General features: G+C 66.7%; 32 protein-coding genes, 2 tRNA genes and 1 pseudogene. 13 read left to right on the plus strand and 22 right to left on the minus strand.

The window, feature by feature from the left end:
• The 4 genes from AC0IXR_RS18980 to AC0IXR_RS18995 all read right to left on the minus strand — a co-directional run.
• The coding region (locus AC0IXR_RS18980) for an ArsB/NhaD family transporter (RefSeq protein ID WP_471761899.1) at window positions 1–89 on the minus strand (89 nt) is incomplete at its 3' end.
• 36 nt (window positions 90–125) lie between these two features.
• Window positions 126–551 (minus strand): arsenate reductase (glutaredoxin), encoded by a 426-nt coding sequence (arsC, locus tag AC0IXR_RS18985; RefSeq protein WP_018044313.1) that lies wholly within the window; start codon window positions 549–551, stop codon window positions 126–128.
• A complete protein-coding gene (locus AC0IXR_RS18990) occupies window positions 551–1078 on the minus strand; it encodes an arsenate reductase ArsC (protein ID WP_018044314.1) in 528 nt (175 codons plus the stop codon). Before AC0IXR_RS18990 ends, arsC begins: the two co-directional genes overlap by 1 nt.
• Window positions 1071–1430: an ArsR/SmtB family transcription factor gene (locus tag AC0IXR_RS18995; RefSeq protein ID WP_026176011.1), complete on the minus strand. Its 360-nt coding sequence runs from the start codon at window positions 1428–1430 to the stop codon at window positions 1071–1073. Before AC0IXR_RS18995 ends, AC0IXR_RS18990 begins: the two co-directional genes overlap by 8 nt.
• A gap of 50 nt (window positions 1431–1480) precedes the next feature.
• On the opposite strand from AC0IXR_RS18995, the gene arsH reads away from it, so the two are divergent.
• Entirely contained in the window at window positions 1481–2227 is a 747-nt protein-coding gene (gene arsH / locus AC0IXR_RS19000; RefSeq protein WP_018044316.1) for an arsenical resistance protein ArsH, read from the plus strand.
• A 137-nt stretch (window positions 2228–2364) separates the two neighbouring features.
• On the opposite strand, the pseudogene AC0IXR_RS19005 reads toward arsH, so the two are convergent.
• A pseudogene (locus tag AC0IXR_RS19005) lies at window positions 2365–2721 on the minus strand (hypothetical protein); the annotation flags it as partial.
• A 354-nt stretch (window positions 2722–3075) separates the two neighbouring features.
• Between AC0IXR_RS19005 and AC0IXR_RS19010 the strand changes: the two are divergent.
• The 7 genes from AC0IXR_RS19010 (at window position 3076) to AC0IXR_RS19040 (ending at window position 10781) form a co-directional block, all read left to right on the plus strand.
• On the plus strand, window positions 3076–3654 hold the full coding sequence (locus tag AC0IXR_RS19010; RefSeq protein WP_018044318.1) for a toll/interleukin-1 receptor domain-containing protein: 579 nt from the start codon (window positions 3076–3078) through the stop codon (window positions 3652–3654).
• Between the two features lie 41 nt (window positions 3655–3695).
• Window positions 3696–5300, plus strand: coding sequence for a DUF2235 domain-containing protein (locus tag AC0IXR_RS19015; protein ID WP_026176012.1), 1605 nt, complete (start codon window positions 3696–3698; stop codon window positions 5298–5300).
• A 57-nt stretch (window positions 5301–5357) separates the two neighbouring features.
• Window positions 5358–7361: an AAA family ATPase gene (locus AC0IXR_RS19020; protein ID WP_018044320.1), complete on the plus strand. Its 2004-nt coding sequence runs from the start codon at window positions 5358–5360 to the stop codon at window positions 7359–7361.
• Window positions 7362–7554: 193 nt separating this feature from the next.
• A complete protein-coding gene (locus AC0IXR_RS19025) occupies window positions 7555–7983 on the plus strand; it encodes a LexA family protein (protein ID WP_018044321.1) in 429 nt (142 codons plus the stop codon).
• Entirely contained in the window at window positions 7980–9269 is a 1290-nt protein-coding gene (locus AC0IXR_RS19030) for a Y-family DNA polymerase (protein WP_018044322.1), read from the plus strand. The genes AC0IXR_RS19025 and AC0IXR_RS19030 overlap by 4 nt, the downstream gene beginning before the upstream one ends.
• A 154-nt stretch (window positions 9270–9423) precedes the next feature.
• Entirely contained in the window at window positions 9424–9966 is a 543-nt protein-coding gene (locus AC0IXR_RS19035) for a metallophosphoesterase (protein ID WP_018044323.1), read from the plus strand.
• Window positions 9963–10781 (plus strand): metallophosphoesterase, encoded by an 819-nt coding sequence (locus AC0IXR_RS19040; protein WP_018044324.1) that lies wholly within the window; start codon window positions 9963–9965, stop codon window positions 10779–10781. The genes AC0IXR_RS19035 and AC0IXR_RS19040 overlap by 4 nt, the downstream gene beginning before the upstream one ends.
• 315 nt (window positions 10782–11096) lie before the next feature.
• Here AC0IXR_RS19040 and AC0IXR_RS19045 read toward each other — a convergent pair whose 3' ends face one another.
• From AC0IXR_RS19045 to AC0IXR_RS19080, 8 genes are all read right to left on the minus strand, one after another.
• Complete coding sequence (locus AC0IXR_RS19045; RefSeq protein ID WP_018044325.1) at window positions 11097–11387, minus strand: hypothetical protein; 291 nt, start codon at window positions 11385–11387, stop codon at window positions 11097–11099.
• Window positions 11345–11704: a hypothetical protein gene (locus tag AC0IXR_RS19050; protein WP_051439878.1), complete on the minus strand. Its 360-nt coding sequence runs from the start codon at window positions 11702–11704 to the stop codon at window positions 11345–11347. The genes AC0IXR_RS19045 and AC0IXR_RS19050 overlap by 43 nt, the downstream gene beginning before the upstream one ends.
• The gene (locus AC0IXR_RS19055; protein WP_238206018.1) at window positions 11701–11937 is read right to left on the minus strand and encodes a hypothetical protein; all 237 of its coding nucleotides are present in this window, start codon (window positions 11935–11937) and stop codon (window positions 11701–11703) included. The genes AC0IXR_RS19050 and AC0IXR_RS19055 overlap by 4 nt, the downstream gene beginning before the upstream one ends.
• Window positions 11938–11948: 11 nt before the next feature.
• Window positions 11949–13511, minus strand: coding sequence for an AAA family ATPase (locus tag AC0IXR_RS19060; RefSeq protein WP_019904521.1), 1563 nt, complete (start codon window positions 13509–13511; stop codon window positions 11949–11951).
• A gap of 66 nt (window positions 13512–13577) precedes the next feature.
• Complete coding sequence (locus AC0IXR_RS19065; RefSeq protein ID WP_018044328.1) at window positions 13578–14174, minus strand: hypothetical protein; 597 nt, start codon at window positions 14172–14174, stop codon at window positions 13578–13580.
• A gap of 133 nt (window positions 14175–14307) precedes the next feature.
• Window positions 14308–14706: a hypothetical protein gene (locus tag AC0IXR_RS19070; protein ID WP_018044330.1), complete on the minus strand. Its 399-nt coding sequence runs from the start codon at window positions 14704–14706 to the stop codon at window positions 14308–14310.
• 98 nt (window positions 14707–14804) lie between these two features.
• On the minus strand, window positions 14805–15329 hold the full coding sequence (locus tag AC0IXR_RS19075; protein WP_018044331.1) for a hypothetical protein: 525 nt from the start codon (window positions 15327–15329) through the stop codon (window positions 14805–14807).
• Window positions 15326–15865, minus strand: a complete 540-nt coding sequence (locus tag AC0IXR_RS19080) for a hypothetical protein (RefSeq protein WP_018044332.1) — start codon at window positions 15863–15865, stop codon at window positions 15326–15328. Before AC0IXR_RS19080 ends, AC0IXR_RS19075 begins: the two co-directional genes overlap by 4 nt.
• 269 nt (window positions 15866–16134) lie before the next feature.
• Between AC0IXR_RS19080 and AC0IXR_RS19085 the strand changes: the two genes are divergently transcribed.
• The 5 genes from AC0IXR_RS19085 to AC0IXR_RS19105 all read left to right on the plus strand — a co-directional run bounded on the left by AC0IXR_RS19085 (window position 16135) and on the right by AC0IXR_RS19105 (window position 18037).
• Window positions 16135–16602 carry a hypothetical protein gene (locus tag AC0IXR_RS19085; RefSeq protein ID WP_018044333.1) on the plus strand — a complete coding sequence of 156 codons (468 nt, stop codon included), beginning with the start codon at window positions 16135–16137 and terminating at the stop codon, window positions 16600–16602.
• 187 nt (window positions 16603–16789) lie between these two features.
• Window positions 16790–17044, plus strand: coding sequence for a hypothetical protein (locus AC0IXR_RS19090; RefSeq protein ID WP_018044335.1), 255 nt, complete (start codon window positions 16790–16792; stop codon window positions 17042–17044).
• Window positions 17041–17559 carry a hypothetical protein gene (locus tag AC0IXR_RS19095; protein WP_238206015.1) on the plus strand — a complete coding sequence of 173 codons (519 nt, stop codon included), beginning with the start codon at window positions 17041–17043 and terminating at the stop codon, window positions 17557–17559. The genes AC0IXR_RS19090 and AC0IXR_RS19095 overlap by 4 nt, the downstream gene beginning before the upstream one ends.
• Window positions 17556–17846 carry a hypothetical protein gene (locus tag AC0IXR_RS19100; RefSeq protein ID WP_018044337.1) on the plus strand — a complete coding sequence of 97 codons (291 nt, stop codon included), beginning with the start codon at window positions 17556–17558 and terminating at the stop codon, window positions 17844–17846. The genes AC0IXR_RS19095 and AC0IXR_RS19100 overlap by 4 nt, the downstream gene beginning before the upstream one ends.
• Window positions 17843–18037 (plus strand): hypothetical protein, encoded by a 195-nt coding sequence (locus tag AC0IXR_RS19105; protein WP_018044338.1) that lies wholly within the window; start codon window positions 17843–17845, stop codon window positions 18035–18037. Before AC0IXR_RS19100 ends, AC0IXR_RS19105 begins: the two co-directional genes overlap by 4 nt.
• A gap of 99 nt (window positions 18038–18136) precedes the next feature.
• Here AC0IXR_RS19105 and AC0IXR_RS19110 read toward each other — a convergent pair whose 3' ends face one another.
• The 9 genes from AC0IXR_RS19110 to AC0IXR_RS19150 form a co-directional block, all read right to left on the minus strand.
• Window positions 18137–18376, minus strand: coding sequence for a hypothetical protein (locus tag AC0IXR_RS19110; protein ID WP_018044339.1), 240 nt, complete (start codon window positions 18374–18376; stop codon window positions 18137–18139).
• A gap of 182 nt (window positions 18377–18558) precedes the next feature.
• Window positions 18559–18632: transfer RNA gene (locus AC0IXR_RS19115), tRNA-Gly, on the minus strand.
• A gap of 82 nt (window positions 18633–18714) precedes the next feature.
• Window positions 18715–18798: transfer RNA gene (locus AC0IXR_RS19120), tRNA-Tyr, on the minus strand.
• 88 nt (window positions 18799–18886) lie between these two features.
• Window positions 18887–20626 (minus strand): single-stranded-DNA-specific exonuclease RecJ, encoded by a 1740-nt coding sequence (gene recJ / locus AC0IXR_RS19125; protein ID WP_471761900.1) that lies wholly within the window; start codon window positions 20624–20626, stop codon window positions 18887–18889.
• A 229-nt stretch (window positions 20627–20855) separates the two neighbouring features.
• Window positions 20856–22256 carry an NAD(P)(+) transhydrogenase (Re/Si-specific) subunit beta gene (locus tag AC0IXR_RS19130; RefSeq protein WP_056429217.1) on the minus strand — a complete coding sequence of 467 codons (1401 nt, stop codon included), beginning with the start codon at window positions 22254–22256 and terminating at the stop codon, window positions 20856–20858.
• A 4-nt stretch (window positions 22257–22260) separates the two neighbouring features.
• Window positions 22261–22701 carry a proton-translocating transhydrogenase family protein gene (locus AC0IXR_RS19135; RefSeq protein ID WP_056429213.1) on the minus strand — a complete coding sequence of 147 codons (441 nt, stop codon included), beginning with the start codon at window positions 22699–22701 and terminating at the stop codon, window positions 22261–22263.
• A 17-nt stretch (window positions 22702–22718) separates the two neighbouring features.
• The gene (locus AC0IXR_RS19140) at window positions 22719–23861 is read right to left on the minus strand and encodes a Re/Si-specific NAD(P)(+) transhydrogenase subunit alpha (protein WP_471761822.1); all 1143 of its coding nucleotides are present in this window, start codon (window positions 23859–23861) and stop codon (window positions 22719–22721) included.
• A gap of 94 nt (window positions 23862–23955) precedes the next feature.
• Window positions 23956–24249 carry an aa3-type cytochrome c oxidase subunit IV gene (locus AC0IXR_RS19145; RefSeq protein ID WP_056429210.1) on the minus strand — a complete coding sequence of 98 codons (294 nt, stop codon included), beginning with the start codon at window positions 24247–24249 and terminating at the stop codon, window positions 23956–23958.
• A gap of 300 nt (window positions 24250–24549) precedes the next feature.
• Window positions 24550–25914, minus strand: a complete 1365-nt coding sequence (locus tag AC0IXR_RS19150; protein WP_471761823.1) for an ABC1 kinase family protein — start codon at window positions 25912–25914, stop codon at window positions 24550–24552.
• Window positions 25915–25940: the final 26 nt, after the last annotated feature.

Here is a 25940-nt window from a genome sequence, read left to right on the forward strand (position 1 = left end):
CCGATGAGGGCGCTCCACCCGATGCCGAACCCCTTCGGCTGCCAGATGACGAAGACGAGGGTGACCACGAAGATGGCAAGGGCGAGCATCGGGACCGTTTCTTGTTCTTGTGTACGTGGAGCGGATCAGGCGGTGGCGACGCGGCGCCCGTGCTCGTCGACGACGCGCTCGCCGTCTTCCTTCACGAACTCGCCCTGCTGGGCCGGGAGGAGGTCGAGGACCGCCTCGGAGGGCCGGCACAGGGCAACGCCCTTCGGGCTCACCACCAGGGGGCGGTTCAGCAGGATCGGGTGCTCGGCGATGGCGTCGAGAAGCTGGTCGTCCGTCAGGCTCGGGTCCGAGAGCCCGAGTTCGGCGTAGGGCGTGACCTTCTCGCGGAGCAGAGCGCGGACGGTGACGCCAGCCCTGTCGGCGAGTTGGCGCACCAGGATCCGGTTCGGTGGCGTCTTGAGGTACTCGACCACATGCGGCTCGATGCCGGCGTTGCGGATCAGGGCCAGGGTGTTGCGGGACGTGCCGCAATCCGGGTTGTGGTAGATGACGACGTCCATCACGCGACCTCCGGGCGGGGCGAGGTGGCGCCGGCCCGCTGGCCGATCTCGCGCACCTTGGACGAGAGCGCCACGCCACTAAGGCTGTCGAGCGGCAGAGCGACGAAGGCTCCGATCCGGTTCTTCAGGTAGCGTTGGGCGGTGATGAACGCCGCCTTGCGCTGCATGTCGCTGCCTTCGACGGCTGCAGGGTCCTCGATGCCCCAGTGCGCCGTCACCGGCTGGCCGGGCCAGTAGGGGCAAGCCTCGCCGGCGGCGTTGTCACAGACCGTGAAGACGAAATCCATGACCGGCGCGTCGGGGCCGGCGAACGCGTCCCACGACTTCGAGCGCAGCCCCTCGGTCGGGTACTCCGTCTCGCGCAGAACCTGAACGGCGAGCGGGTTCACGTCCGCCTTCGGCTGGCTGCCGGCGGAAAAGGCCCGGAAACGACCCTGGCCCTCCTTGTTGAGCATGGCCTCCGCCAGGATCGAGCGAGCGGAGTTACCGGTGCAGAGGAACAGGACGTTGTAGACGCGGTCAGGCATGAGCGGTGTCTCCGGTGGGCAGGCAGCAGGCGGCGAGCGCGGCGACGGCGGGGGCGCAGACCTCGGGTCGCCCTTGGCAGCAATCGCGCATCAGAAATTGGATGAGCTCGGACAGGTCCGGGTAGGCGGCGCTGTAGATGATCGAGCGTCCCTCGCGCCGCGAGGTGACCAGCCCGGCATGGCTGAGCTCCTTCAGGTGAAATGACAGGTTGGTGCCCGAGACGCCGACCGCCTCGGCCAGCATGCCGGCCGCCATGCCTTCAGGGCCGGCGGTGACGAGCTGGCGCACGATGCGTAGGCGATGCTCCTGCCCAAGGGCCGCGAAGGCGGCGACGGCTTGCCGTTCGTCCATCATGATGTCAATATCTCAACCATCGTTGAAACGTAAAGGAACGAAGCGTCTTGGACAAGCCCCAACAGCCTTTCGCCGATGGATTGCCCAACCTCAGCGAGGAGCACTTCGTGGTCCCGGCGGCGACCGACCTTCAGGTGCAGGCACCGTTCACCCACGCCCCACGCTTCCTGATCCTGTACGGCTCGCTCCGGGAGCGTTCCTTCAGCCGCTTCCTGGCCTACGAGGCCGCGCGTCTCCTGGAGGCGATGGGAGGCGAGGTGCGGATCTACGACGCGCACGGCCTGCCGCTGCCCGACGACGCCACGGCCGATCACCCCAAGGTCGAGGAACTCCGGAACCTCTCGATCTGGTCCGAGGGCCACGTCTGGGTCAGCCCCGAGCGCCACGGCGCCATGACCGGGGTGATCAAGAGCCAGATCGACTGGCTCCCCCTGTCGGAAGGGTCGGTGCGCCCGACGCAGGGCCGGACCCTGGCCGTGATGCAGGTCTCGGGCGGCTCGCAGTCCTTCAACGCGGTCAACGGCCTGCGTGTGCTCGGGCGCTGGATGCGGATGATCACCATCCCGAACCAGTCTTCGGTCCCGATGGCCTATAAGGAATTTGACGAGGCCGGCCGGATGAGGCCTGGGCCGCTCTACGATCGGGTGGTCGACGTCTGCGAGGAATTGGTCAGGTTCACGCTCCTGACCCGCGAGCGCTCCTCCTATCTCGTTGACCGCTACTCCGAACGGAAAGAGCGAGAGCCTGAGCGCCTCAAGGCCGTCGCCGTCGACATCGGGTTCGTCAAGCGCTGAACCACTGCCCGTGGGGTGTTGGATCAAAGCCGAGTGGCCGCGAGTTGCGTTAGACAGCCCTTCGACGTCACAGCGATATTCGGTTCAGGATGGCATCCGAAGGCAAGATCGGCGGATGATCTCGCTGCCTCCGGCCGTCACATCCCCGGTTGGGGTGTGTCGTCCTCATCATCGGTCAGGTCGAGATCGACGGCCAGCCTGAGACGCGGCTCCATTCTGTCGGGCAGCACTCGGAGGATGACGACCTCAGCGTGCCCATGCCCGTCCCCCTGCACCCGATAGTACAGGACATGGGACGGCCCTCCCTTCCGTCCGGTCGCGAGTGCAACGTGGAGGGAACGCGTTTCGGGACCGAGGTTGGGCCTGGCTTTCGACGAAGGTGTATCTGATGCGTCGGCGACCATGCCAATCGCCCGGTCTATGTAGCCCACGTTAGCTTCGAGTTGGCGGGTACCGAACTCCTGGTGGGTTTCGACGAGTATGCGTTCGATATCGCTTTTCGCGGCGCTCCAGGGGTCAGAGTCGAGGGTGGCGGTCCCTGATTTTCATCGTGTGAGCGCTTCTTGAGGCGGCGGTGATCGCATCGCGGGCCCAAATCCCGCAAGCTCGGAGCGGGAGAGATCCACAGCGCAGGATGAGCGCAGGACGACTGGAACAAAACGTGTTCAGACGACATTATTCCTGAACTTGGCCGCCGCCTGGGGGGCTCATTGCGCACGAAATCCGGGCCAGGGGCCAGGAAGGCTACACCACCCAAGACGAAAGGGGCGGCGGTCGCGTGCGCCTCCAGTCCGCCAAAGCCGAGCGCACCAAAGGCGAAGACGAAGAAGCCAACGGTTCGGATCTTCGTGTCCTACAGCCACGCGAACTCAGCACAGCAGGCAAAGCTGCAGGTCCACCTGGCGCAACTGAAGCGCGACGAGGTCGAGACCTGGTTCGATGGCGACATGGAAGCCGGTGACGCACTGAACAGCAAGATCTCCCGTAAGCTTCGGGAGGCCCACGTCTTCGTGGCGTTGATGAGCCCCGAGTACATCCACAGCCACTGGTGCCAACTGGAGTACCGCCGTGCGATGGGCCGCCGGGCCAGGGGCGCAATGCGTGTGGTGGTCGTCGTGCTCCGCCATTGCGACTGGAAGGATACCGGCGCTTCGGCGCTAAAGGTGTTGCCGCGAGACGGCCGGGTGGTGAGCAACTGGCGAACCGCGGACGAGGCTTTTCACGACGTGACCCAGGGCATCCGCGGGGCGGTCAGGACGGTGCGCGCCTCGCTGGCCGAGGATGCCAAAGCGAGGCCTGCCAGGGCGGCCAGGAGCAAGGCATCCACAGGGAACGCCAAGACCGCCGGCGCTCGACGGATGAAGGGGGCCACGGGCCCGAAGCGGACCAAGGACGGTCCGCCGACGCGAAGTCGGGTTTCCGGTTGAACCATATAATTCGGGGGGCGGCCCGTGGGGTCGGAATGGGCATGCCGAAGAACATTGTCGTCTTTTCGGACGGGACCGGCCAGGAGGGCGGGCTGCGCGAGGAGCAGCGCCTCAGCAACGTCTACAAACTCTATCGCGTCTGCCGGGTTGGCCCGGACAGCGGCATCGACCCGAAGGATCAGGTGGCGTTCTACGACCCCGGGTTGGGGACCGACGGCTCAGCCACCGGGTTGCTGAGCGCCTACCGAAGGCTGCAGAAGCTCCTGTCCTCGGTGACGGGCCTCGGCATCACGAAGAACATCGCCGACTGCTACGCCTTCATCATCGACCACTACGAGCCGGGCGACCGTATCTTCCTCGTGGGCTTCAGCCGAGGAGCCTACACGGCCCGTTGCGTGGCAAACGTGCTCTTCCTGTGTGGCGTCCCGACGATTGCGCCCGGGGGCGAGTGCAAGGCCCCAAGCCTTTGGGCGGCGGTTGGCCAATGGATGAAGGAGAAGCTTCCAGGCCGGAAGCACGCGCTCCCGCCGCCGGCCGAGGCACTACCCCCCGGCAGTTACCTTCCACGGTTTCGGAAGACGACCCGCGACATCGCCAACGAGGCGGTGATGGGAGTCTACGAGTATGGCGCCGGGTCCCCTCGGGGCGACTACGACCGGGAGCGCCAGGAGCTGGCGCGTCGGTTCCGGCACCGATACGGGTCAGGCGACGACCTGAGGTCGAATGTGGCTCCTCATTTCGTAGGCGTGTTCGACACCGTCGCATCCCTCGGATCGGTCGGCGTACGGCGTTGGGGCCTCGCGGCAGGGCTGTTCGCGCTGGCCGCCGTGCTCGCCGCCGGGCCGTCGGTCGTGCTCGACCTTGCATTCCATACGGGGTTCTGGAAGCCGTTCGCGGTCGTCGCGATCCTCGGCGCGGCTTTCGTCCTGTGGCGCTGGCTTCCTACCACCATCAAGTTCATCGTGAACTCCCCCGTCAACGGCAAGACGCGCTTCAACCTCGCGCAATGGCGGTCCGGGAACTACGACAGGTTCCTCAGCGGCCACGTCGGCTACGGTCGGCACGCCCTGGCAATCGACGAGACCCGCGCCGACTTCCCCCGTGTCGAATGGGCGAAGAAGGACGCCATTCGCCAAAGGGTCGGCGACGAGCCCGATCCGCTGATCCAGATGTGGTTCGCAGGCAACCATTCCGACGTGGGCGGGAGTTATCCCGAGGTCGAAAGCCGGCTCTCCGACATCGCGCTGGACTGGATGGTCGAGGAGGCCACGACCATTCCGTATCCGCTCCTGGTCGACGGGATGGAACCGGGCAAGACGGGTACCGGGCGATTGCACCTGCACCCGGCCTTCGACGGCATGCAGCACTGCGAGGTCGCCGGGATGCGCGACACCATCGCGGGCATCGTCCCCGGCTGGCTCCTGCCATTGGCCGGCAGGCTGGGCTGGGCGGTGAAGCCACGCTACGTGCCGCCCGGGGCGCCTGTCCATGAGACCGTCTACCGGCGCTTCCGGTTGGCCGAGGTGACGCAATGCACCGGCAGGGGCCCCTACCGACCGGAGGCGCTGGCCACCCACGGGGATTTCAACGACGGATCTCCGGCCGCCCCTGCACCCGCGCAGGCTTCGGCTCCGGGCACGCCCTAACCATCATCCTTTCACATGCAGGCCTCCGCCGAGGCCGACCGGACAACGAGGTCTCGGATGAAGCTCGACAGTTTCAGGGTCACGAATTTTCGCAGCGTCGAGGATTCCGGCGAGATCACCCTCGGCGACATGGCCTGCCTCGTCGGCAAGAACGAGGCAGGCAAGACGGCACTGCTTCACGCGCTCGCCGGCCTGAAACCTCATGCGTCGACGCCTATCACGTTCGACCGTGAGCGGGACTACCCGCGGCGTTACCTGAACGAATACGAGAGGCGTCACGCGGACGACGACGCCATGGTCATCGCGACCCGGTGGACCTTGTCCGACGCCGAGATGAACGACCTCGCCGCATCTTTCGGGCCCGGCTGCCTCGCGTCGTCCCAGGTGACCCTCAGCCGGCGCTACGGTGGCGGGATCGGAGTGACCGTGCACCTCGACGAGGCCGCCTGCATGGCCTTCCTCACCGACAGGCATGGGCTAACCGAGGATGAGCGACGCGCCTTTGCGGCCTCCGGTTCGGCGGCAGCGGTCCGGAAGGCCCTGGAGGGCCTGGAGGAAATATCCGCAGCCCAACAGGCGCTACTGGATGCCCTGGAAGCCTTGCCAGGCAAATCGGTGCTCAACGCTATTGCGAGCCACGTTCGCTCGGCCTGCCCAAGCTTCATGTACTTCTCGCACTACGACCGCATGGCCGGCCAGATCCGCGTCGACGACATCGAGAGGGACGAGGATGGCGGCGTCCATCGATTTGGTCGCCGCCCGCATAGGTCGAGCGAGCCTCTCGAAGTCCCCGAGCTGGTTTTCCTCGATTTCCTGGAGTTCGCCGGGACCTCGGTCGAGGAGATCCGCGAGTCGAAGACCTACGAGTCGCTGAACGCGAAATGCGAATCCGCGTCGAACGCGATCACCGACCAACTGCGGGAATACTGGACCCAGAACCCGTTCCTGGAGATCGAGGTCAGGGTCACAAAGGCGGAGCCGAACGACCCCGCGCCGTTTGACGAGGGCGTGATCGCGCGCGCCCGCGTCAAAAACATCCTGCATCGCGTCTCGGTCCCCTTCTCGGAGCGGAGCGCCGGTTTCATCTGGTTCTTCTCGTTCCTGGTGAAGTTCGCCCAGGTCAGCAAGCAGGGCGGCAGCCTGGTGCTCCTGCTCGACGAGCCAGGGCTGACCCTTCACGGAAAGGCCCAGGCCGACCTGTTGAGGTACTTCGGCGACAAGCTGGTGCCCCACCACCAGGTGGTGTTCTCGACCCATTCGCCGTTCATGGTTCCACCCGACGACCTGACGCTCTCGCGCATCGTCGAGGACCAGATCGAACAGCGGCCGAACGGCTTCCCGACGACGAAGGGCACCAAGGTGCGCGATGACGTCCTGGCGACCGATCCGGACACGCTGTTCCCGCTCCAGGCGGCGCTGGGCTACGACGTGACCCAGGCCCTGTTTATCGGCAAGCACACCTTGCTGGTCGAGGGGCCCGGCGACCTCGTCTTCCTCAATGCGCTCTCGGCCCAGTTGAAGCGCCGCAAGCGTATCGCGCTCGATCCGCGCTGGACGATCTGCCCGGCCGGCGGCCTCGACAAGATCCAGTCGTTCGTCTCGCTGTTCAAGGGCGCGAAGCTGCACATCGCGGTGATGTCCGACAGGGCTCAGGGCGACAAGCGCAAGCTGGAGCAACTCCGGGCCGCAGGTGCGATCCCCGAGAACCGCATCATGAACTACCCCGACGTGCTCGGCCTGCCAGAGGGGGATGTCGAGGACATCTTCGACCCGGAAGTCTACCTCGCCATTGTCAACGGAGCCTACGGCCTGAAGGGCCGCGGTGTGCTGACGACCGCCAAGCTCGACAAGGAGGCGGGGGGTATTGTGCGACTGGTCAAGCGGGTGGAGGCGGCCTTCAAGCTGCTGCCTCCCGACACGCCAGAGTTCGATCACTTCACGCCGGCGGACTGGCTTATTCGCAATCCCGCCGTTCTGGACGAAAAGACCCCCGCCATCGAGGCCACCCTGGACAATGCGGAGAAGGTGATCCGGGCGATCAACGGCGCCCTGCCTACGTAGTCCACCCCTACCGTCCGTGGCATCCCTTCGCGGACGGCGGGTGCATGAACCGCCTCTATCGCGGGAGACGGGTTTTCCCCACTCCACCATCGGCGGGACCTCATCGAATTGTGGCTTCGCACCCAAGCGTAGCCGCTATACCGAACCGGCCAAACGTGTTCTGCTTTTGTTCCTGGACTCTTGGAGGAGCACCATGCAGATCACTGGCATAAACATCGGCTTTTCCATGCCGGTGTCCCTTCTCGCCAAGCCTGTCCAGGCCGGCTTCCCGAGTCCGGCCGACGACTTCATCGAGGAAGAGATCGACCTCCAGCGCCTACTGATCGTCAACCGCCCGGCCACCTTCCTGGTCCGGGTCGCCGGCGACAGCATGATCCTAGCCCGCCTGTTCGACGGCGACCTCGCCGTCGTCGACCGCTCGCTCACCCCGCGCAACGGCGACATCGTCGTTGTCGACATCGACGGCGAGCGATCCTTCAAGGTCTGGAAGCGCCAAGGGCCGCGCATCTCGCTGCACTTCGCCAACCCTCGCTTCCCCGAGTTCCAACTCTCCCCCGACGCTGTCATTGAGGTCTGGGGCGTCGTCTCCGGGTCCGTCTGTGCGAAGCGCCGCTGCGAATGAGCGCCCGGGCCTACGCGCTCTCCGACGGCAACTCGTTCTACTGCTCGTGCGAGCGGGTCTTCGATGCTCGGCTGGCGAAGGTGCCGGTGATCGTGCTGTCCAACAACGATGGCTGCGCGATTGCCCGGACCAACGAGGCCAAGGCGCTCGGCATCCGGATGGGCGAGCCCTGGTTCAAGATCCGGGACATGTGCCGGCAGCAGGGTGTCCAAGTCTACTCCTCGAACTACGCCCTTTATGGAGACATGTCGGCCCGGGTGAACGCGGTCTACCGGGACTTCTCGCCCCGCATCGAGATTTACTCCATCGACGAGAGTTTTCTCGACATCTCCGACGTGCGCAACCAGGACCGGGCGTCCTTATGCAGGGACATGCGGGCGACCGTACGGGCCTGGACGGGCATCCCCACCTGCGTCGGCATCGGGTCGACCAAGACGTTGGCCAAGCTCGCCAACCACATCGCCAAGAAGGTACCCGAGCTCGAAGGGGTCTGCGACCTGACCGACCCGGAGCAGTACGACCACTGGATCATCCGCATCCCGGTGGGCGACATCTGGGGTGTGGGGCCGGCAAACGCCCGGCGCCTGGAAGCCCTGGGATGCGACAGCGCCGCCGATGTCCGCGACTTCGACCCACGCGTCGCCCGCAAGGCCATGACAGTCGTGGGCGAGCGCCTCGTCCACGAGCTGCGGGGTATGGCCTGCCTAGACCTGGAGACGGTAGCCGCCACCCGTAAGGGATGCGCCGTCACCCGGTCGTTCTCCGAGCGCGTCGAGGATCGCGCCACCATGGAGCAGGCCGTCGCCACCCATGCCTCCAGACTCGGCGAGAAGCTCCGCCGCGAGGGGTTGGCGACCAACCACGTGACGGTCTTCTTCCACACCTCGGAGCATGACCGCGACCGGCCTCAACGCTCGGTCTCGACCGTCGTGACGCTCCCCGAGGCGACCAGCGACACTCTCGCCCTGGTGAAGGCCGCCACCCACGGCGTCCGGAAGACCAGGCGGGACGGGTTCCGCTATTCCAAGGCCGGGGTGGTCACCACCGACCTGATGCCGCTGGCCGCATCGCAGCGTGCGATGCCGGGCTTGGGCCAACTCGACCGCGAGATGGGAGCCGCCCTGATGGAGGCGCTCGACGCCTGCAATCGCCGCTTCGGACGAGGCGCCGTCGTCCCGGGCGCCGCCGGGTTCGCCCCGAACCGCGAATGGTCGACCAAGTTCAAGATGCGGTCGCCCCGTTACACGACCCGCCTCGACGAGATTCCGATAGTCGCCGCGGCCTGACAAGCTTCTCACGCCCCTTGCGTTCGGGGACCGGCCAGGCGATCACGCGGAAGCTTCAAGGATAGTAACGATGAAACGCATGGCGCCGCCCCCGACCGACTAATCCCGGAGAGCGATGCCGCGCGCGAAGCCTCCGCAATTGCGAGAGGCTAAAATGCCAAAGGTACATTTTACGGCCGACAGCCACGTTGGCCATCAAGCTCTCATCCTCAGCCCGAGGATGCAGACCCAGCGACCGTTCGCTTCGCTTCACGAGCACGACGAGACCCTGGTCGAACGTTGGAACGCCGTCGTCCACCCGGATGACACGGTCTGGCACCTGGGCGACTTCGCATACCGGTGCACCGAGACTTATGCGCTCGCGATTTTCCTACGCCTTAACGGTCGCAAGCTCCTGATCCGTGGCAACCACGAGCGGATCGGTGAACGCCTCCCCTGGGCCGAGCCCGTCCGGGACGTGGCGATGATCGCCCTGCCGGACCCGGCGGGCGTGATGCGCTCCATATGGCTGAGCCATTACCCTCATGTGAGCTACCCTCGCTCCCACCGGGGTGGCCTTCACCTGCATGGGCATTCCCATGGTTCGGTCCCGGGCACGGCGACGCGTGCCGATGTCGGCGTGGATTGCTGGGACTGGGCCCCGGTGACGTTGGACCGGATCCTGGCGCGCTTGGCGACGAACGGAGCGGGGTCATGACTGCCCCTGGCCTTCGCCTATGGGTGTTCTCGGACCTGCATCAGGACTGGAAGGAGAATGCTTGGGACCCTGCCGCGCATGCGCCGGCGGGTGGTTTCGACGTGGCCGTCGTGGCCGGTGACGTGCACATGCCCCTGGTTCGGGCGCTGGACTGGCTCGGCGACCACTTGTCCGGCGTGCCGGTGGTCTACGTGCCAGGCAATCACGATTTTTGGTGGGACCGGGGTGAGGAACGCTACACGATTCACGACCAGTTGACCCGGGGGCGTGAGCGGGCGGACGCGCTCGGCATCCATCTCCTGCTCGACGACGCGGTCATCATCGACGGCGTTCGGTTCGCCGGCGGTACCCTATGGACGGACTTCCGCCTGGGGTCGTTCAACCTGAACCACGGTATCCGGACCGCCCAGGGGCGTGGTGGGATGGTCGATTACCGCCGGATCCGCACGGGTCCGAGGTCGCGCAATCGCATCAAGCCCGAGGAGGTGCTTGCGATGCACCGGGTCACCCGTGGCTTTATCGAGAACACCCTGGCCGTCAGCCACCCCGGTCCCACGGTGGTGGTGACCCATCACGCCCCGCACCCGGCGAGCCTTCCACGGAGCGACGCGGACCTACGGTGGTGCGATGCTTCCGACCTGACTGACGTCATCCTGGACCAAGGACCGGACGTCTGGGTCCACGGTCATGTCCATTATGCCTCCGATTACCGGGTGGGCCGGACGCGGGTGGTCTGCAACGCAAGGGGGCATTCAGATGAGCGAACCAGGTTCAGACATGGGCTCGTTGTTGAGGTCGCCCATTACATTCCTTGACCAGCCCCCTCGACGGATCCCAGGACAGGCCACAGTAGCCTCTCAGTCGGCTCGGTCCAAAATAACGGTCAGGTCACGGCATTCCGGACCTAAAAAATTCCCGAACGGGATACGGGCCTTGCGTTAACCGGGAGGCGCGGGGGGGGCTGTATCAAGGTGACCCAAACGGCCTGTCGACCCGGGGGCGCCCAGGCATTTTGCCGCCAGCGACCCTCGGAATAGGTAATTTGCCGTCCGCCCAGGCGTTTTGCCGCCCGCCCGCCTCCCGACAGGCGTTTTGCCACCACCGCCCCGGCCGGGCCGTTAACGCTTGGGCTACATAAGGTCCACGTTCGCGCATCCCTCCGGGTCCTGGCACCGGCCGAGGCGGACCAGCCCAGTCGAGTAGCAGTACGCCCATCCCGCCGCCGCATCGAAAGCCTGGACGGTCGACGTCGTTAGGCCCGTCCCGTCGGGGAACTTGTCATGCCCGTAGACCGTCCCGGTGAGCACGGTGCCATCCGCGGACCGGTTGTCGGGCTGTATGATCCAGTCGTGAAACAGGGGACGGTCGCCGAGCTCAGTCAGGTCGAAGCGGCTGCCTGGGTACCGGTTTCGCTGTGCCATGCCCTGCCGTCCTCGTCGAAGAAAATTGAGGCGGCCGCCACGACGGGCCGACCGCATTCGTCAGTGAAATGACCGGCAAGGAACGGCCGGTAATAGAATCTGACGGCCCTCGCGGGGACGCCTGCATGCGGGACGAGGGTGCCCTTGATCCACGCGTGAACCTCGCGATTGCCGGTGGGGATAACCCGGGCCCGCGACCCTGGCCGGACGACCATCACGGCGTCGGCCAGGGTTACGGTTTGGGCGTGGGCGACGACGCGGCCGCGTTCACGGACGGACCAGCAGCCGCGGGTCAGATTCCGGTAGACGTCTGTCATCGCGCTTCAAGGCGATCCTCAGGGATCGGGATGAGGCGGCCGCATGCCACGACGGCCGCGTTGGCGGCGGCGAGGCCCTCAGACAAGGTGACCTGGCGTGTCGCGACACAGCGGGCCATATGTCCGACGTACTCATCAAGCACGACCCCGACGCGGTGATCGACCGTGCCGGCGAGGCGATGGGCTCGGATGGACGAGCGGAGGTAGTCCCAGACGGGGGCGTGCGTGGTCATCGTCACCCTCTTCAATGCCGGGCCGCGAGGGTCTCGCGACCGGCGAGGACGGTGTCGACGAGACGCTGGAGACGTCGGACGCTACCCCCACTCCAGTGCTCCGCGATGAGCCCGAGCTCGTCGCCGTCGAGGTCCGGGAGCCACGACGCATCCGTCCCCCTCTCGCGCCGGGCGTCCCCCACGATCCCCCGTGCGAGGGCAGGTAGGTCGGCAAGCGTGGGCTCGGGCATCTGGAAAACTCGGAAGCGGTCCAGCAGGGGCCGGGGCATGCCCCTAGTCCCGTTAGCCGTCGCCAGGAACGTGATGCCCGAGAGATCGGTCGCGCACTCCAGGTAGGGGTCCCTGTAGTCCTCGGCATGATCCAGCATGGGCAGGAGCCCGTCGAGGAGATTGCCGTTCGTCATGCTGGTGCCGGCCTTCTCGATCTCGTCGAGGACCACCGCCACCGTCGCGAGGCTCTCTTGCCGGATCGTCTGAAGCGGCACCGAGGCCCTGCCGGATGACCACTGCCGGGAGGTCCCGATGAACGAGGCGTCCGCCACACCCGAGCACGAGTAGACCGTGCTTGGGAGGCCCAGCGCGGTGGCCAGGCTGGTGGCCAGTCGCGTCTTGCCGGAGCCCGGGGGCCCGACGAGCAGGATGGGTGGAAGCCGGGCGAATGACCTACCGACGAGTTGGTTCAGGATGCGCTCGATGAGCGATGCCGCGTGCGGGTACTGATCGACGAGATCCCGACGCGCGGCCGCGAGATCGGGCACCGGCCGGCGCGGGAGAGTCACCCCCGCGATAGGCGCCCACTCCGCGCGGGGCGTGGTCCCGCCGCTGCTACGTGCGCCGTCCTTCGCGGACCCCGGCAGGTGCTCGACGCTGCGCACGACGAGGAGCCCGGCGCCCGCTGCCTCCGGCAGATCGTCCTCGTCTTGATCGCGGGGATCGAAGCCGGTGTCGTCCCGGACGGGGCCGCGCTTGACGTTGTTGGGCCACTCTACCTTCACGACCGACCGGGCAATGATCTGTAAGGCGGTCAAACCGTCCCCCTGGCGGCGGGCCGACCGGGGCTCGCGCCTGGGTGCCCACTGCTCTCCATCGCAGTACGCGGCGATGCTCATCATCTCGGCATGCGTTCGGAGGAGATTTCCCAGTCGTAGGTCGGTATGCCCGCCCGCCATGGCGATCTGCCAGACCCTGACGGCACACCGCAGGGCACAGACGTGGTCGCCCAAAAAAGCTTGGTAATAGACGCACCTCGTCGACCAATCGGCATACGTGTCGCGGTCGTTCTGCCCCAGCTTGAGGTCCTCCGAGGCATCGTCGCACACGCTCTCAGCATGCGAGAGCGACGAGAGCGACACGCGGCACGACGACAGCTTCTCAAGCGCGGCACGCACGGGGGGGGGCAGGTCCGGCAGGTCGAGCAGGATGCCGGTCGACCAGTGGATCGTATCCGCGAGCGGGTCGCAGTCGAGGAAATCCAGGCCCTGATCGAGCCAGTCTACGGACGGGGGATGATTGGGTGCGAACGGATCGCTGGCAGGCGCACGGGGGCGCGCACCCCGAGGGGGGGTCTTCGTCATGGCCGGGTTTCTCCAGACGCCCTGTCAGAGACAGGGCTTCAGGGTGCCAGCCATACACACGAATCGTTAACGGAGCGTTGCCTTGAGCGCGGCCGTCCGGGCCCGGGCCGCGGCCGTCTCCCCCTGCATCGTGGCGACCATCCCGAGCGCACGGTCGAGGATCTCCTCACAGCGCTGCCCGAGGGCCTCGCGACCCTGGGCGGAGAGCGGCCCTGGGCCGGTCTCGCCCATTCCATGGGAGATGACGTGCTCGTCCCAAAGGTACGCGACTGCTTGGAGCATATACCCGGTGGCCCTCGGGTGTGCGGTTGCGGCCGCCCGGCCGAGCATGTCCAGGAGGGGCGCCGGGAGACCATGGGAGATGAGGCGGCCGCGTGCCAGGGAGCGCACGTTTAGGCCCGAGGCCAGGCTCAGGGGCCCCACGAAATCAGGTCCGAAGACCCTTTTGGCCACTCGCTCGATCTCGGCGTGGAGGGCCTCCGAGATCTCCGCATGATCCACCGGCTGGCCATCGATCAGGGCCTGCCGGCCATCGTAGGACAGCAAAGGCCCCGCCGGGGGGGCGGCCCCCGCGAGGTTGGAGAGCGGCGAGCCCGAGACGTACCCGACGGCGTGCCCAACGGCGGGGGTCCCAGCCGGGACGGGGTAGAGCGTTATGCGCACGGGAGAAGGTCCTGGGTGGGGCCGGCCAGGTAGATCACGTCAACGCAGAACCGGCCGGGATGGTCATTCGCGACGGGCCACATGCCAAGGCGCTGCCCCCATGTGTACCCCCTGATGATGATGGTGGTGCCCCTCATGACGCCACCCGCTTCAGGCAACGCGGGCAGGTCGCAGGGACGCCTTCGACGTCGCCCCATCCGACGGAACGCCGGCCCGGCGTGGCACCGCACAGCGCGCTCCCGGCCCCGCCCATCGGGCCGCAGCCGTCCTCGGAGACGATATGGTACAGGCGGCCGCGGTCGCGCTCACCGCCGTTGCTCAGGCGTCCGAGCATCTGTGCCGAGCGCCACGCGGAGCCGTCGGGGAGGACATACCGGGGGGCGGCCGTGAGGAATGCCTGGCGCTCCTCGGCCTGGCGGACCTGCCTGGCTTTCTCCTCAGCCTGGTACTGGGCAGCGGCCGCAGCCCGTTCCTCCGGCGAGGGGCCGGGGCCGGCGCGCACCATCGCCACCATTCGGTCGATAATCAACATGTGGGGTTCCCTGCTGTACCGGGCAGCTTGTGGGCAAGCCGCTTCTGGTATTGTCCTATCTATACTGACAATCATTACTCTTCAAGGGTAGCGCGTCGTCAACGGCTAGTAGTGTCGGTGAGCGTCATGAGTCTGCGGATCATCCTGTCCTGGGCCGCGCCACGGCCGTCGCACCAGCCGTCGAAGGTAGACCGTGAGACCTGCAGGGCGTCGGCCGCGGCGTCGCGCCCGCCGCGTGTCTTGGCCCATGCCTTTAGACACTCCGACAGGGGGCGGGCGTCCTTTTCCCAGTCCGGTGCGGCCTTGGGCTTGGACGCCGGCGCGGGGGAGTACACTGCGCTTTTCGCATCGTATGCGTTAGCCCAAGGGTCAAGCCGGGGGTCGTCGGGACCGATGCGGCCCGCCCCGAGAGGCTTGTCGAACCGCGAGAACCACGTCGCGGCGTTCCCGTCGCCGGTCGCATCCCGGGGAGGCTTGAACACCGCGGCGACCGGTTGCCCGATGAGGTCCTCGCGCCCGAGCAGGAGGCGATAGGCGTCAATGGCTGCGTCGGGCGAGCCGTAGCTCGCCCTCTCCAGAAGCTCGCCGCCATCGTGTGCGCGTAGTCGGACCATCCAGGTCATGAGCGGATACTCTCCAGGATGTCTTTGACCATGTCGTTGGCGTTGCAGCGCTTGTTGCCGCTGTTGCAGAACCCGCCGTACGCCCAGAAGGCCTCGCCGGCATCCGTCTCGGTGTACGTGCCGTGTCCGGTTCCCTTGCGCAGGATGAAGAGTTTGATTGGACCCTTGCGGTCGTCAGACCACATGCCGCTCGTCTCCATCTTGATGTAGTCGCGGACCTGCGCGCCGTCGGGCGAGGTCCAGCGCTCGACGGAGACGATGGTGTAGAGGGCCTCACCACCCGCAAGCGCAAGGGAGGCGGTCTTGCCGACGAGGGCCTTGGCGAGGCCCTCGGTGGTGGTGAGGTCGGCCGGCGCGACGGCCTGGGCCTGCTGCTGCTGGACGGGCTGGGCGACCATGCGGGCCTCGGCCCAAGCCTGCCGGAACGCGGCGCCGAGCGCGGCACGGACGGCGGTGCCGGCGGAGGCCGCGGCTTCGCGGGCGATCCGCCAAGCATTCCTCAGGAGGGCGGAACGGTCGATTTTGGTGGTGGTCATCGGGTGGCTCCATCATCGGCCCGGATCGCCCCGGGAGGCCTCGGCTTGCGCCGGTGATCTAAATGTACCGCAATTTGCGGTAGTCGCAAGGCCTCCACGAGAGAATTCTTTACGCCCGATGAGGCCGTGTCGCGCGTCGTAAACCGCGATGGCGTTCTCGATGGGCCATCCGGACGGCCCGTCCGGTTTCCCTCTAGGCGAATCTGCGGGAGCTGCTTCGATCGTCTCTGAAGCGATCTCGCGAACGCGAGACAGGGACCCGGACCAGCATGCCCACAGAGATCGAGATCCGAGAGTTCGCCCGGCTGTATGCCGGCATGACACCCGAGCAAGTGGCGGCCCATGAAACGTGGGTCGCCAAGTACCGGCTGGAGATGGCCGAGGAGATTGCGCAGCGAGCGGTCGCGGCACAGGAGCGCCGTGACGCCCTCCGGGCAATGAGCGATGCCGACGTCGTCGAGCAGACCGTCAACGCTTACAGCGACGCCGACTTCGACCCGGCGCCCGCCCTGCAGGTCCTGCAGTATGCCGGGTTCATCCGCCGGCGAGATCTCCACGAGGCCGTCTCGCGTGTGAAGACCGTCATCAAGGAGTTCGATCTCGCGACCGCAGGGCATCATCTCTACGGCGTCCCCGGGATCCGCCATGACCTGTATCGGGTCCTCGATTTCCTGACCGGCGAGGACCACTCGGGCTGCACCCCGAACCCCGCTCCATTTCGGGGGGCCCAGTCATGAGGCGGTCCACAATCGACGAGATCGCCCTCGGGGCTGCTCGTGGGGTCGAGCGGATCATCGCAGAGGAGCACCCCGGCGGGGCCCCCCAGCGGCAGGCCAAGGTGCAGGTCATGTTCGCGGACTGGATCAGGCACGCCGTCCTCCGCGAGGTCAGGAATGACCGGCGCCGTGTTTCGAGGAGGTCCTCATGATCAGGACCTCCTCGCCTCGCGACGGGTTCGACCTCTGGTTCCTGTTCATCGGCATCGCCATCGCCGCGGCCGTCCTGCTCACGATCCTGCAGGCCCTCTCGCAGGCAGCGGATCCCGCGTGGTCCAACCAAGGCGGCGTCCGGGTCTGGACGGACCCGGCGACCGGGTGCCGGTACACCCAAGCCGAGACTGGCATGCAGCCGCTCGTGGGACCGGACGGGCGCCCCGATTGCCTGAGGAGGCCGCAGTGAACGGTCGGGGCATGCAGAGCTACCGGGTCAAGGCAACCGACTGGCGCCGCATGCCCGGACAGGGGACCGTCGTCCTGATCAGGGCACCTTTCGACCGCCACGCCGTCGGCGACGTCATCACGATCTATACCGAGGGCGTTGGGGAAGATGCCGGTCGGGAGACCGCCGGGCACTGGAAGGTCACGGGCAAGGAGGGATCGGTCGGGTTCGCCATGAGCGCCCTGATAGTCCGGCTGGCGAAGCTTGAGGAGGTCCACTCGCCCGAGCCGGACCCGACGACCATGTCCGAGGCCGACCGTCTGAAGGAGGCGGCGCGCCAGATCTACGCCATCACCGGCCACCTGGCCGGGTGCATCGGTCTGGAACGGAACGGCGTCAACGAACTCCGGGACAAACTCTACCGCCTCAAGGCCACCATCGTCGGTATCGAGTTCGAACCTGATTGCGAACATCGCTGGGACTGGCCGGACGGCACCACTCGGCACGGGCGGCCGCCGGAAGGAGACAGGGCATGATCGAGCGCATGATGAACCCGACCATCACCCTCACCCGCAAGCACTTCGCGACCGAGGAGGACTGGCAGCGCGCCATCCGCGAGGGAGGCACCTTCACGCTCGCCGGCGGCATCAGGGTTCACCTCACCCTGGGCGAGGAGATGGACCTCGATGACGACTGGGGCGTGAACCTTGGCGAGCCAGTCGCGAAAGTTTCCATCTCTGGCAGCCATGACGTGGAGGTGACCACCTACACCGAGGAGGTCACCTTCCATCCCGATGGCAGCTATTCGCGGAGGCTGGGATGACCGAGTCTGACGAAGTCATGCAGCAGACCTGGTGCTGCCTCACGTGCTCCGCGAAGTTCCGGTGGGGGGAGGTCCGGATGGCGGCGGGCGGCCTGCACTGCCCGCGATGCGATGCCGTCTCGCTCCACCCGGCCGGGGGCGAGGTCCGGGTGCTCGATGGGTACGACGGCGAGATCGGGACCCTGAACTGATGGCCCGCCCCGAACGTGTAAAACGATTCCCAAATCGCGTTTGTGGAATCGTTTTACACGTTCGGGGCGGCCCAAAGCGAAAGGGCCCGGGTTCTTCGATCAAGGCAGGAGCGCTGCACGAGCCTCGGCCACCAGGGCGTTCCACCGCTCGACCTCCGGGCGGACCGGATCACCGGCGCTACGGGGCGTCCATCCCACGCGGCCGCGCCGGACGATGCCCCTGGCACCACAATCCGTGCAGCGCACGAACCGGGAAAGGCTGCCAACGGCGATGAGGTCGTGAACCGGATCAGGGTGGCGGTCGTAGAGGCGGGCCGGGGTGTGGGTGCAGCGGGGCATGGCGATCTCTTTCGATCACCATCATTCGTGCGAGCGGGTCCGAGTTCGACAAGGAAACTTGCGCCCGATACCGATTCGTCTGCGGTATCCATGCGGTATCCACCGCCCAGGCAAACAGCCACTGGATACCGCGCCCCTGCCCTATCGGGCTGAGGTTGCTAGTCTTTTCGGGAAGGGGGGAGTGGAGCGGGTACCGGGAATCGAACCCGGGTATTCAGCTTGGAAGGCTGCTGCTCTACCATTGAGCTACACCCGCATATGGCGCCCGATAGCATGGCGACGCGGTCTTGAGAAGGTGATCCCTTCATCGGCCGTGCTGCCAGCGTGTCGGTATGGATTGGTGGGGGAAGTAGGACTCGAACCTACGAAGCTTACGCAGCGGATTTACAGTCCGCCCCCTTTGCCGCTCGGGACATTCCCCCAAACCACCGCCTTTCGGCAGCGCGCGGGCCCTTATGGTGAGGGCTTGCGCGGGTGTCAACACATCCTGCGCATGCGGGCGCGCAAAGTTCAGGGTGTGGCGAGATCACCGATGCGCAATTGCACCCGCTCGCCGCCGCGCCAGGTATCGATGGCGAGGGTGCCGGCCACGTGGAATTCCTGCCCGATCCCGCCGAGGAGCGCCTGCCCCAACGGCCCCTGCGCGGAACGAAAGGCAATGGCGCCGATGGCCTGGCCATCCCGGCTCCTGAAGCGCGCGCGCACATGGCCGTTGCCGACGATGCCCGCATCGACGAGCCGGTGATGCGACAGGGCGAAGACGGGCTCCGGCGCCCCGGCACCGAACGGCCCGGCGCGCTGGACGAGGCGAACCACCTCCGCCGTTGCACCGCCCGCGCTCACCGTACCGTCGATGAGGAGCGCTTCCACCGCCCTCGCCTCCGCCACCGCTGCTGCGAGGGCGGTGGCGAGAAACTCGCCGAAGAGCCTGGGATCGTGGCCCGGCAGCGTCGCGCCAGCCGCCATGGCGTGCCCGCCGCCCTTGACGAGAAGGCCCGCATTCACCGCCTCCCGCACCGCAAATCCGAGATCGACACCGGCTACGGAGCGGCCCGACCCCGTCGCCGTCCCGTCCGGCCGTAGGGCGAACGCGAAAGCCGGTCGGCCGAACCGTTCCTTCAGGCGGGCCGCTACGAGGCCGACCACGCCAGGATGCCAAGTGGCGGAGGCGGTCACCAGGACCGGCTTGTCCGGATCCAGGGTCAGGGCGCGATCCATCTCGGCCTCGGCTTCGAGAACGGCCTGCGCCTCGATGCCCTGGCGTTCGCGGTTGAGGAGGTCGAGTTCGGAGGCGATGCGGTTCGCCTCGACCGGATCTGTGCTGGTGAGAAGGGCTGCACCGAGCCCCGCATGGCCGATGCGCCCGCCGGCATTGATGCGCGGACCGAGGAGATAGCCGAGATGCCAGGATTCCGGCGGCTCGCTCAAGGATGCCGCATCGAACAGGGCGGCGAGGCCGATCCGGCCCCGGCCGCGCATCACTTTCAGTCCCTGGACGACGAAGGCGCGGTTGAGGCCGGTCAGTGGCACCACGTCGGCCACCGTCGCCAGCGCCACCAGATCCAGGGATTCGGCGAGATCGGGCAGATCTTCCCTCCCTCCCCGCCTCAGGCGGCGGTTGAGCGCTACGAGGGTGAGGAAGACGACACCTGCCGCGCAGAGGTGGCCGAAGCCCGAAATGTCGTCGAGCCGGTTCGGGTTCACCAAGGCGCGCACCGAGGGCAGGACCTCCGGTGCGCCGTGATGATCGAGGACGATCACATCGAGGCCGAGCTCGGCCGCGGCTGCGAGGGGCTCGTGGCCGCTCGTGCCGCAATCGACGCAGACGAGGAGCTTTGCCCCGCCCTCCGCCAGCGACGTGACCGCCGCCACGTTGGGGCCGTACCCTTCCGTGATCCGGTCCGGAATGTGGATGTCCACCGTCAGGCCGAGAGAACGTAGGTAGCCGGCGATCAGCGCCGCGCTCGCCGCGCCATCGACGTCGTAATCGCCGAACACCGCCACATGCTCGTGGCTCTCGACCGCACGGGCGAGCCGTTCGGCCGCGCCCTCCATGTCCACCAGGCGGGACGGGTCCGGCATCAGGTCGCGTAGTCGCGGCTGGAGATAGGCCTCCGCTTCGTCAGGCCGGACGCCACGGGAGGCGAGGACACGGGCGAGAAGGTCGGGCAGGCCATGGGCCTGAACCATCGTCGCGGCATAGGCCTGGGCGGCCGCCTCGCCGCAGCGGTCACGCCAGGGCCGCCCCATGATGGAGCGGGTGACGCCGAGGAAGGCGCGGGTTGGGGCGAGGGCTGAGGCGGCTGACACGCAATCAGTCTACCCGGCCGGGGCTACCCGGCGCTACTGCGCTGCCGGCTTCGCGGTGACGCGTGGGGCAAGACCGGAACTCGCTCTTACCCAGACGAGAAAAGGGCCGGCGCATGGCGCCGACCCTTCGCAGTCGAGACTGACGGGGCGGAAGGCCGCCCCGCGTCGCTCAGAGGTTCTTGACGATCGAGTCCACGACCTTCTTGGCATCGCCGAAGAGCATCATGGTGTTGTCGCGGAAGAAGACCTCGTTCTCCACGCCGGCATAGCCAGAGCCCATTCCGCGCTTGATGAAGAGGACCGTCTTGGCCTTCTCCACGTCGAGGATCGGCATGCCGTAGATCGGCGAGGTCTTGTCGGTCTTGGCGGCCGGGTTGGTGACGTCGTTGGCGCCGATGACGAAGGCCACGTCCGCCTGCGGGAAGTCGCCGTTGATGTCCTCGAGCTCGTGGACCTCGTCGTAGGGCACATTGGCTTCCGCCAGCAGCACGTTCATGTGCCCGGGCATGCGGCCGGCGACGGGGTGGATGGCGTATTTCACGTCGACGCCTTCCTTCTTAAGCAGGTCCACCATCTCGCGGAGCGAGTGTTGGGCCTGCGCCACCGCCATGCCGTAGCCGGGGACGATGATGACGCGCTCGGCATTCTTCATGATGTAGGCTGCATCGTCGGCCGATCCCTGCTTCACGGGGCGCGTCTCGACAGCCCCACCCGCACCGGCCGCAGCGGCGTCGCCGCCGAAGCCACCGAGGATCACGGAGATGAACGAGCGGTTCATCGCCTTGCACATGATGTAGGACAGGATCGCACCGGAGGAGCCGACGAGGGCGCCGGTGATGATGAGCGCGAGGTTGCCCAGGGTGAAGCCGATGCCGGCCGCCGCCCAACCCGAATAGGAATTGAGCATCGACACGACGACGGGCATGTCCGCGCCGCCGATCGGGATGATCAGCAGTCCGCCGAGCACGAAGGACAGCACCACGATCAGCCAGAAGATCGCCTTGCTCTCGGTGCCGATGAACACGGCGATCAGGCCGACCAGGGCGATGCCCAGGGCGATGTTGATCGCGTGCCGCTGCGGCAGCATGATCGGCTTGCCGGACATGCGTCCGTCGAGCTTGGCGAAGGCGATGACCGAACCGGTGAAGGTAATCGCGCCGATGGCGACGCCGAGCGCCATCTCGAACAGCGATTCCTTATGGATATGGCCGTTCTCGAGGATGCCGACTGCCTGCGGGGCATAGAGCGTGCCGGCCGCACCCGCCACGGCGGCGAGACCCACGAGGGAGTGGAAGGCGGCCACGAGCTGAGGCATGGCGGTCATCGGCACCCGCTTGGCGATCACCGCGCCTGCGCCGCCGCCGATGGCGAGGCCGAGGAGGACGATGATCCAGGCGCCGAATCCGGCTGGCGGATGGCCGACCAGGGTGGTCAGGACCGCAAGGCCCATGCCGACCATGCCGTACAGGTTACCCTGCCGCGACGTGGTCGGGTGCGAGAGCCCCCGCAGCGCCATGATGAACAGGACGCCGGAGACGATGTAGAGAAGGGCGGAGACGTTCTGGGACATCGTCTCAAGCCTTCTTCTTGTACATGGCGAGCATGCGCTGTGTGACGAGGAACCCGCCGAAGATGTTGACGCTGGCGAGCACAATGCCCACGAAGCCGAAGAAGCGAGCCCAGCCGGTTCCCTTCTCGATCAACGGTACGCCCGCCGCCAGCAGCGCGCCGACGATGATGACCGAGGAGATCGCGTTGGTGACCGACATCAGGGGGGTGTGGAGCGCCGGGGTCACCGACCACACCACGTAGTAGCCGACGAAGATCGCGAGCACGAAGATCGCGAGCTGGAAGACGGTGGGATCGACCGCGCCATGGGTGACAACGGAGATGCCATGGCTGAGGCCTTGGCTGAGGCTGTCGGCGATGCTCTGCGCCTGGTCGGCGGAGGCGCGGGCGGCGGCAGCGGCGGCGCGTGCCTGCTCGGCGGCCTGTTCGGGGGGAAGGGTGGCCATCTGTCTCTCCGCCGGGATCAGGCTGCTTTGGGCTGGAAGGCGGGGTGGACTACCTGTCCGTCCCGGGTGAGGTTCGTCGCCTTCACGAGCTCGTCATCCCATTTGATGGCGAGGGCCTTGGCTTCCTTGTCGATCAGTGTCTCGACGAACGCGAACAGGTTTCTGGCGTAGAGGCTGGACGCCGTGGCCGCGAGGCGGCCGGCGACGTTCACGTGGCCCACGATCTTGACGCCGTTCTCGGTGGTGACGATCTCGCCCGCCTCGGCACCGGCGACGTTGCCGCCGCGCTCGACGGCGAGGTCGATGAGCACCGAACCCGGCTTCATGGACGCGACCATGGATTCCGACACGAGCTTCGGGGCCGGCCGACCGGGGATCAGCGCCGTCGTGATGACGATGTCCTGCTTGGCGATATGCGTCGCCACGAGCTCGGCCTGCTTCTTCTGGTATTCGGCAGACATTTCCTTGGCATAGCCACCGGACGTCTCAGCCTGCTTGAACTCGTCGTCCTCCACGGCCACGAACTTGGCCCCGAGGGATTCGACCTGTTCCTTGGTGGCGGGCCGCACATCCGTGGCCGTCACTACCGCTCCCATGCGCCTCGCGGTGGCGATGGCCTGGAGACCGGCGACACCGACACCCATGACGAAGACGCGGGCGGCCGGCACGGTGCCGGCGGCGGTCATCATCATCGGCATGGCGCGCCCGTATTCGGCGGCGCCATCGACCACGGCGCGGTAGCCCGCGAGATTGGCTTGGGAGGACAGGACGTCCATCACCTGGGCGCGGGTGATGCGGGGCATCAGCTCCATTGAGAAAGCGCTGATGCCGGCATCCGCCATGGCCTGCAGCGCGGTCTCGTTCCCGTAGGGATCCATGATGGCGACGACGGTGGCGCCGCTCTTCAGAAGCTTCAGCTCGTCCTCGTTGGGGCGCCTGACCTTGAGGACGAGATCGGCGTCCTTCGCCGTCTCCTCGGCCGTGGCGGCGATGCTGGCGCCCACCGCTTCGTATTCCGCGTCCGGAACACCGGCCTTCAGGCCCGCGCCGGACTGGACCGTGACGTCGACGCCGAGTCCTCTGAATTTCTTGATCGTATCGGGCACCGCCGCCACCCGCGGCTCAGCGGGATCCGACTCTGTCAGGACAGCGATGAGCATTCAAAGACCTCCTTCGGCAATCATGCTCGATTGCCGCGGCTTAGCAGGAATATAGAGCCGCGGATCGCTGGTATACCAGCGATCCTGGGCTACGTCACGCGAAGAAGAGGTACAGCGCCAGCAGGAGCGCCACCGCGAACGGTGCCTTCCAGCCGATGCTGGGTACGAATGCACCCACGGCGCCGGCGGCTCCCGACAGGAGAACACCGAAGATGGCGGTGAGCCAGGCCTCGTGAATACCGCCCACGGCCAGGGCGAGCACCCAGCAGATCACCACGCCCGTGCCGATTTCCACAAACCGGACAAAGCCGCGATAGGTCTGTTCGTGGGTCTTCTCGTCCATCGCCGGGCTGTAATGCACGCCGGTCACGCTCTTCGCATCAGCCATCTTGCGCTCGTCCCCTTGGTCATCATCTTGATTGGTTCCAAGCGGATTTAGCGCAAGCCTCGATCGCTCGCAATCGAGATACCGACTGGCGAAAATATGGGAAGCGGGATTTATCCAATGGAATGACAGTTCATCCCCGCCTGTCATGCGCGAGCTTACCCGCAGGCGGTCGTGCCCGCCCTACGGTGCTTCCTGGCGGCGAACAAGACTCGTGGGAACGGGCCGAAGCGGACCCGCCCGGTCTTCGACGGATCGCCGGTGTTCGAAGGCGGGTTCGCTGAAAGCCGCTTCGCGATCTACCTAGACCGGAAGCGGAAGGCCTGCCGCCATCAGGGCTGTGCCCTGCCGCTCGGTCAGGGTCTCGAGAGAGAAGCGCTCGATCTCGGCCTCGAACAGCCGATGGTAATTCAGCTCCGAACGCAGGTGCAGGAACACGGCGCCGAGCCCCACCGCTGCCCGGTCCATGAAGACGAATTCCTGTGGCACCGTCACGGGGCCGCGCTGCTTCAGGGCTTGGTGCACCTCGAAGGCCTGCCGCCGCCCGTACTCTCCGGGCTTGACCCCATCGGCCACGGTCCTCGTGCGGTCCTCCAGGATTGGGCCGTAGATGAACCGCGCCCAGATGTTGAGGATCTCGATCAGCTCCTTGGTGAGGCTCTTGAACCCCCAGACCTCGTAGGCGTGGACGATCCGGGCATGGTCGTTGTCGAGGAGGCCGCGATAGAGATCGACCACCCCGCCGACGAAGCGGGGGTGGAAGATGCGAACGCAGCCGTAATCCAGAAGATTGATGCCGCGCGCCTCACCGTCCTCCGAGAACACGGTATAATTGCCGAGATGCGGGTCGCCATGGATGACGGCGGCTCGGCTGAAAGGGTGCCACCACGCCTTGAACATCGCCTGCGCGAGGCGGTTGCGGATCTCGATCGGCTCCTCGGTGAAGTCGAGGATCCTGTCCCCCTCGAGCCAGCCCAGGGTGAGGAGGCGCTTCGTCGAGAGACCCGTGTGGATCGCCGGCACCCTCACATCCGCGATGTCCTGCAATACCGCCCCGTAGAGGGCGGCATGTTTCGCCTCGCGCTCGTAATCGAGTTCCTCCCTAACTCGGGCGCCGATCTCCTTAGCAATCTCGCGGGTATCGAGCCACGAGCTGAGGCGGCGATGGAGGGCAAAGGCGATTTCCAACTGCTTCAGATCGGCCTCCACGGCCGATTGCATGTCGGGATACTGAAGCTTGCAGGCGAAGGGTGTCCCATCCAGGCCGGTCGCGCGATGGACCTGGCCGAGGGAGGCGGCGGCGGCGGGCCTGAGATCGAAGGAGCCGAACCTTTTCTGCCAATCGGGTCCGAGCTCGGCCATCATCCGGCGCTTGACGAAGGCCGCTCCCATGGGCGGCGCGTCGGATTGCAGTTTCTGTAGCTCGGTCGCGTATTCCGGTGGCAGCAGATCCGGCACGGTGGCGAGCAGCTGCGCCACCTTCATGATCGGACCCTTCAGCCCGCCGAGGGCCTGCGCCAACGCCGCCGCGTTGGTCGGGGTCTCGCCCTTACCGAAGAACTTGGCGCCGGCCATGCGCGCGGCGACGCCGCCCACATTCGCACCCACCCGGGCATAGCGGCTGGCGCGCGCCGAGAAGCGGTTGGCTTCGTTGTCGTGATCGGCCATCGAATCCATTCTGCGCGACGAAAGAG

This window comes from Methylobacterium sp. AC832 (assembly GCF_979256025.1).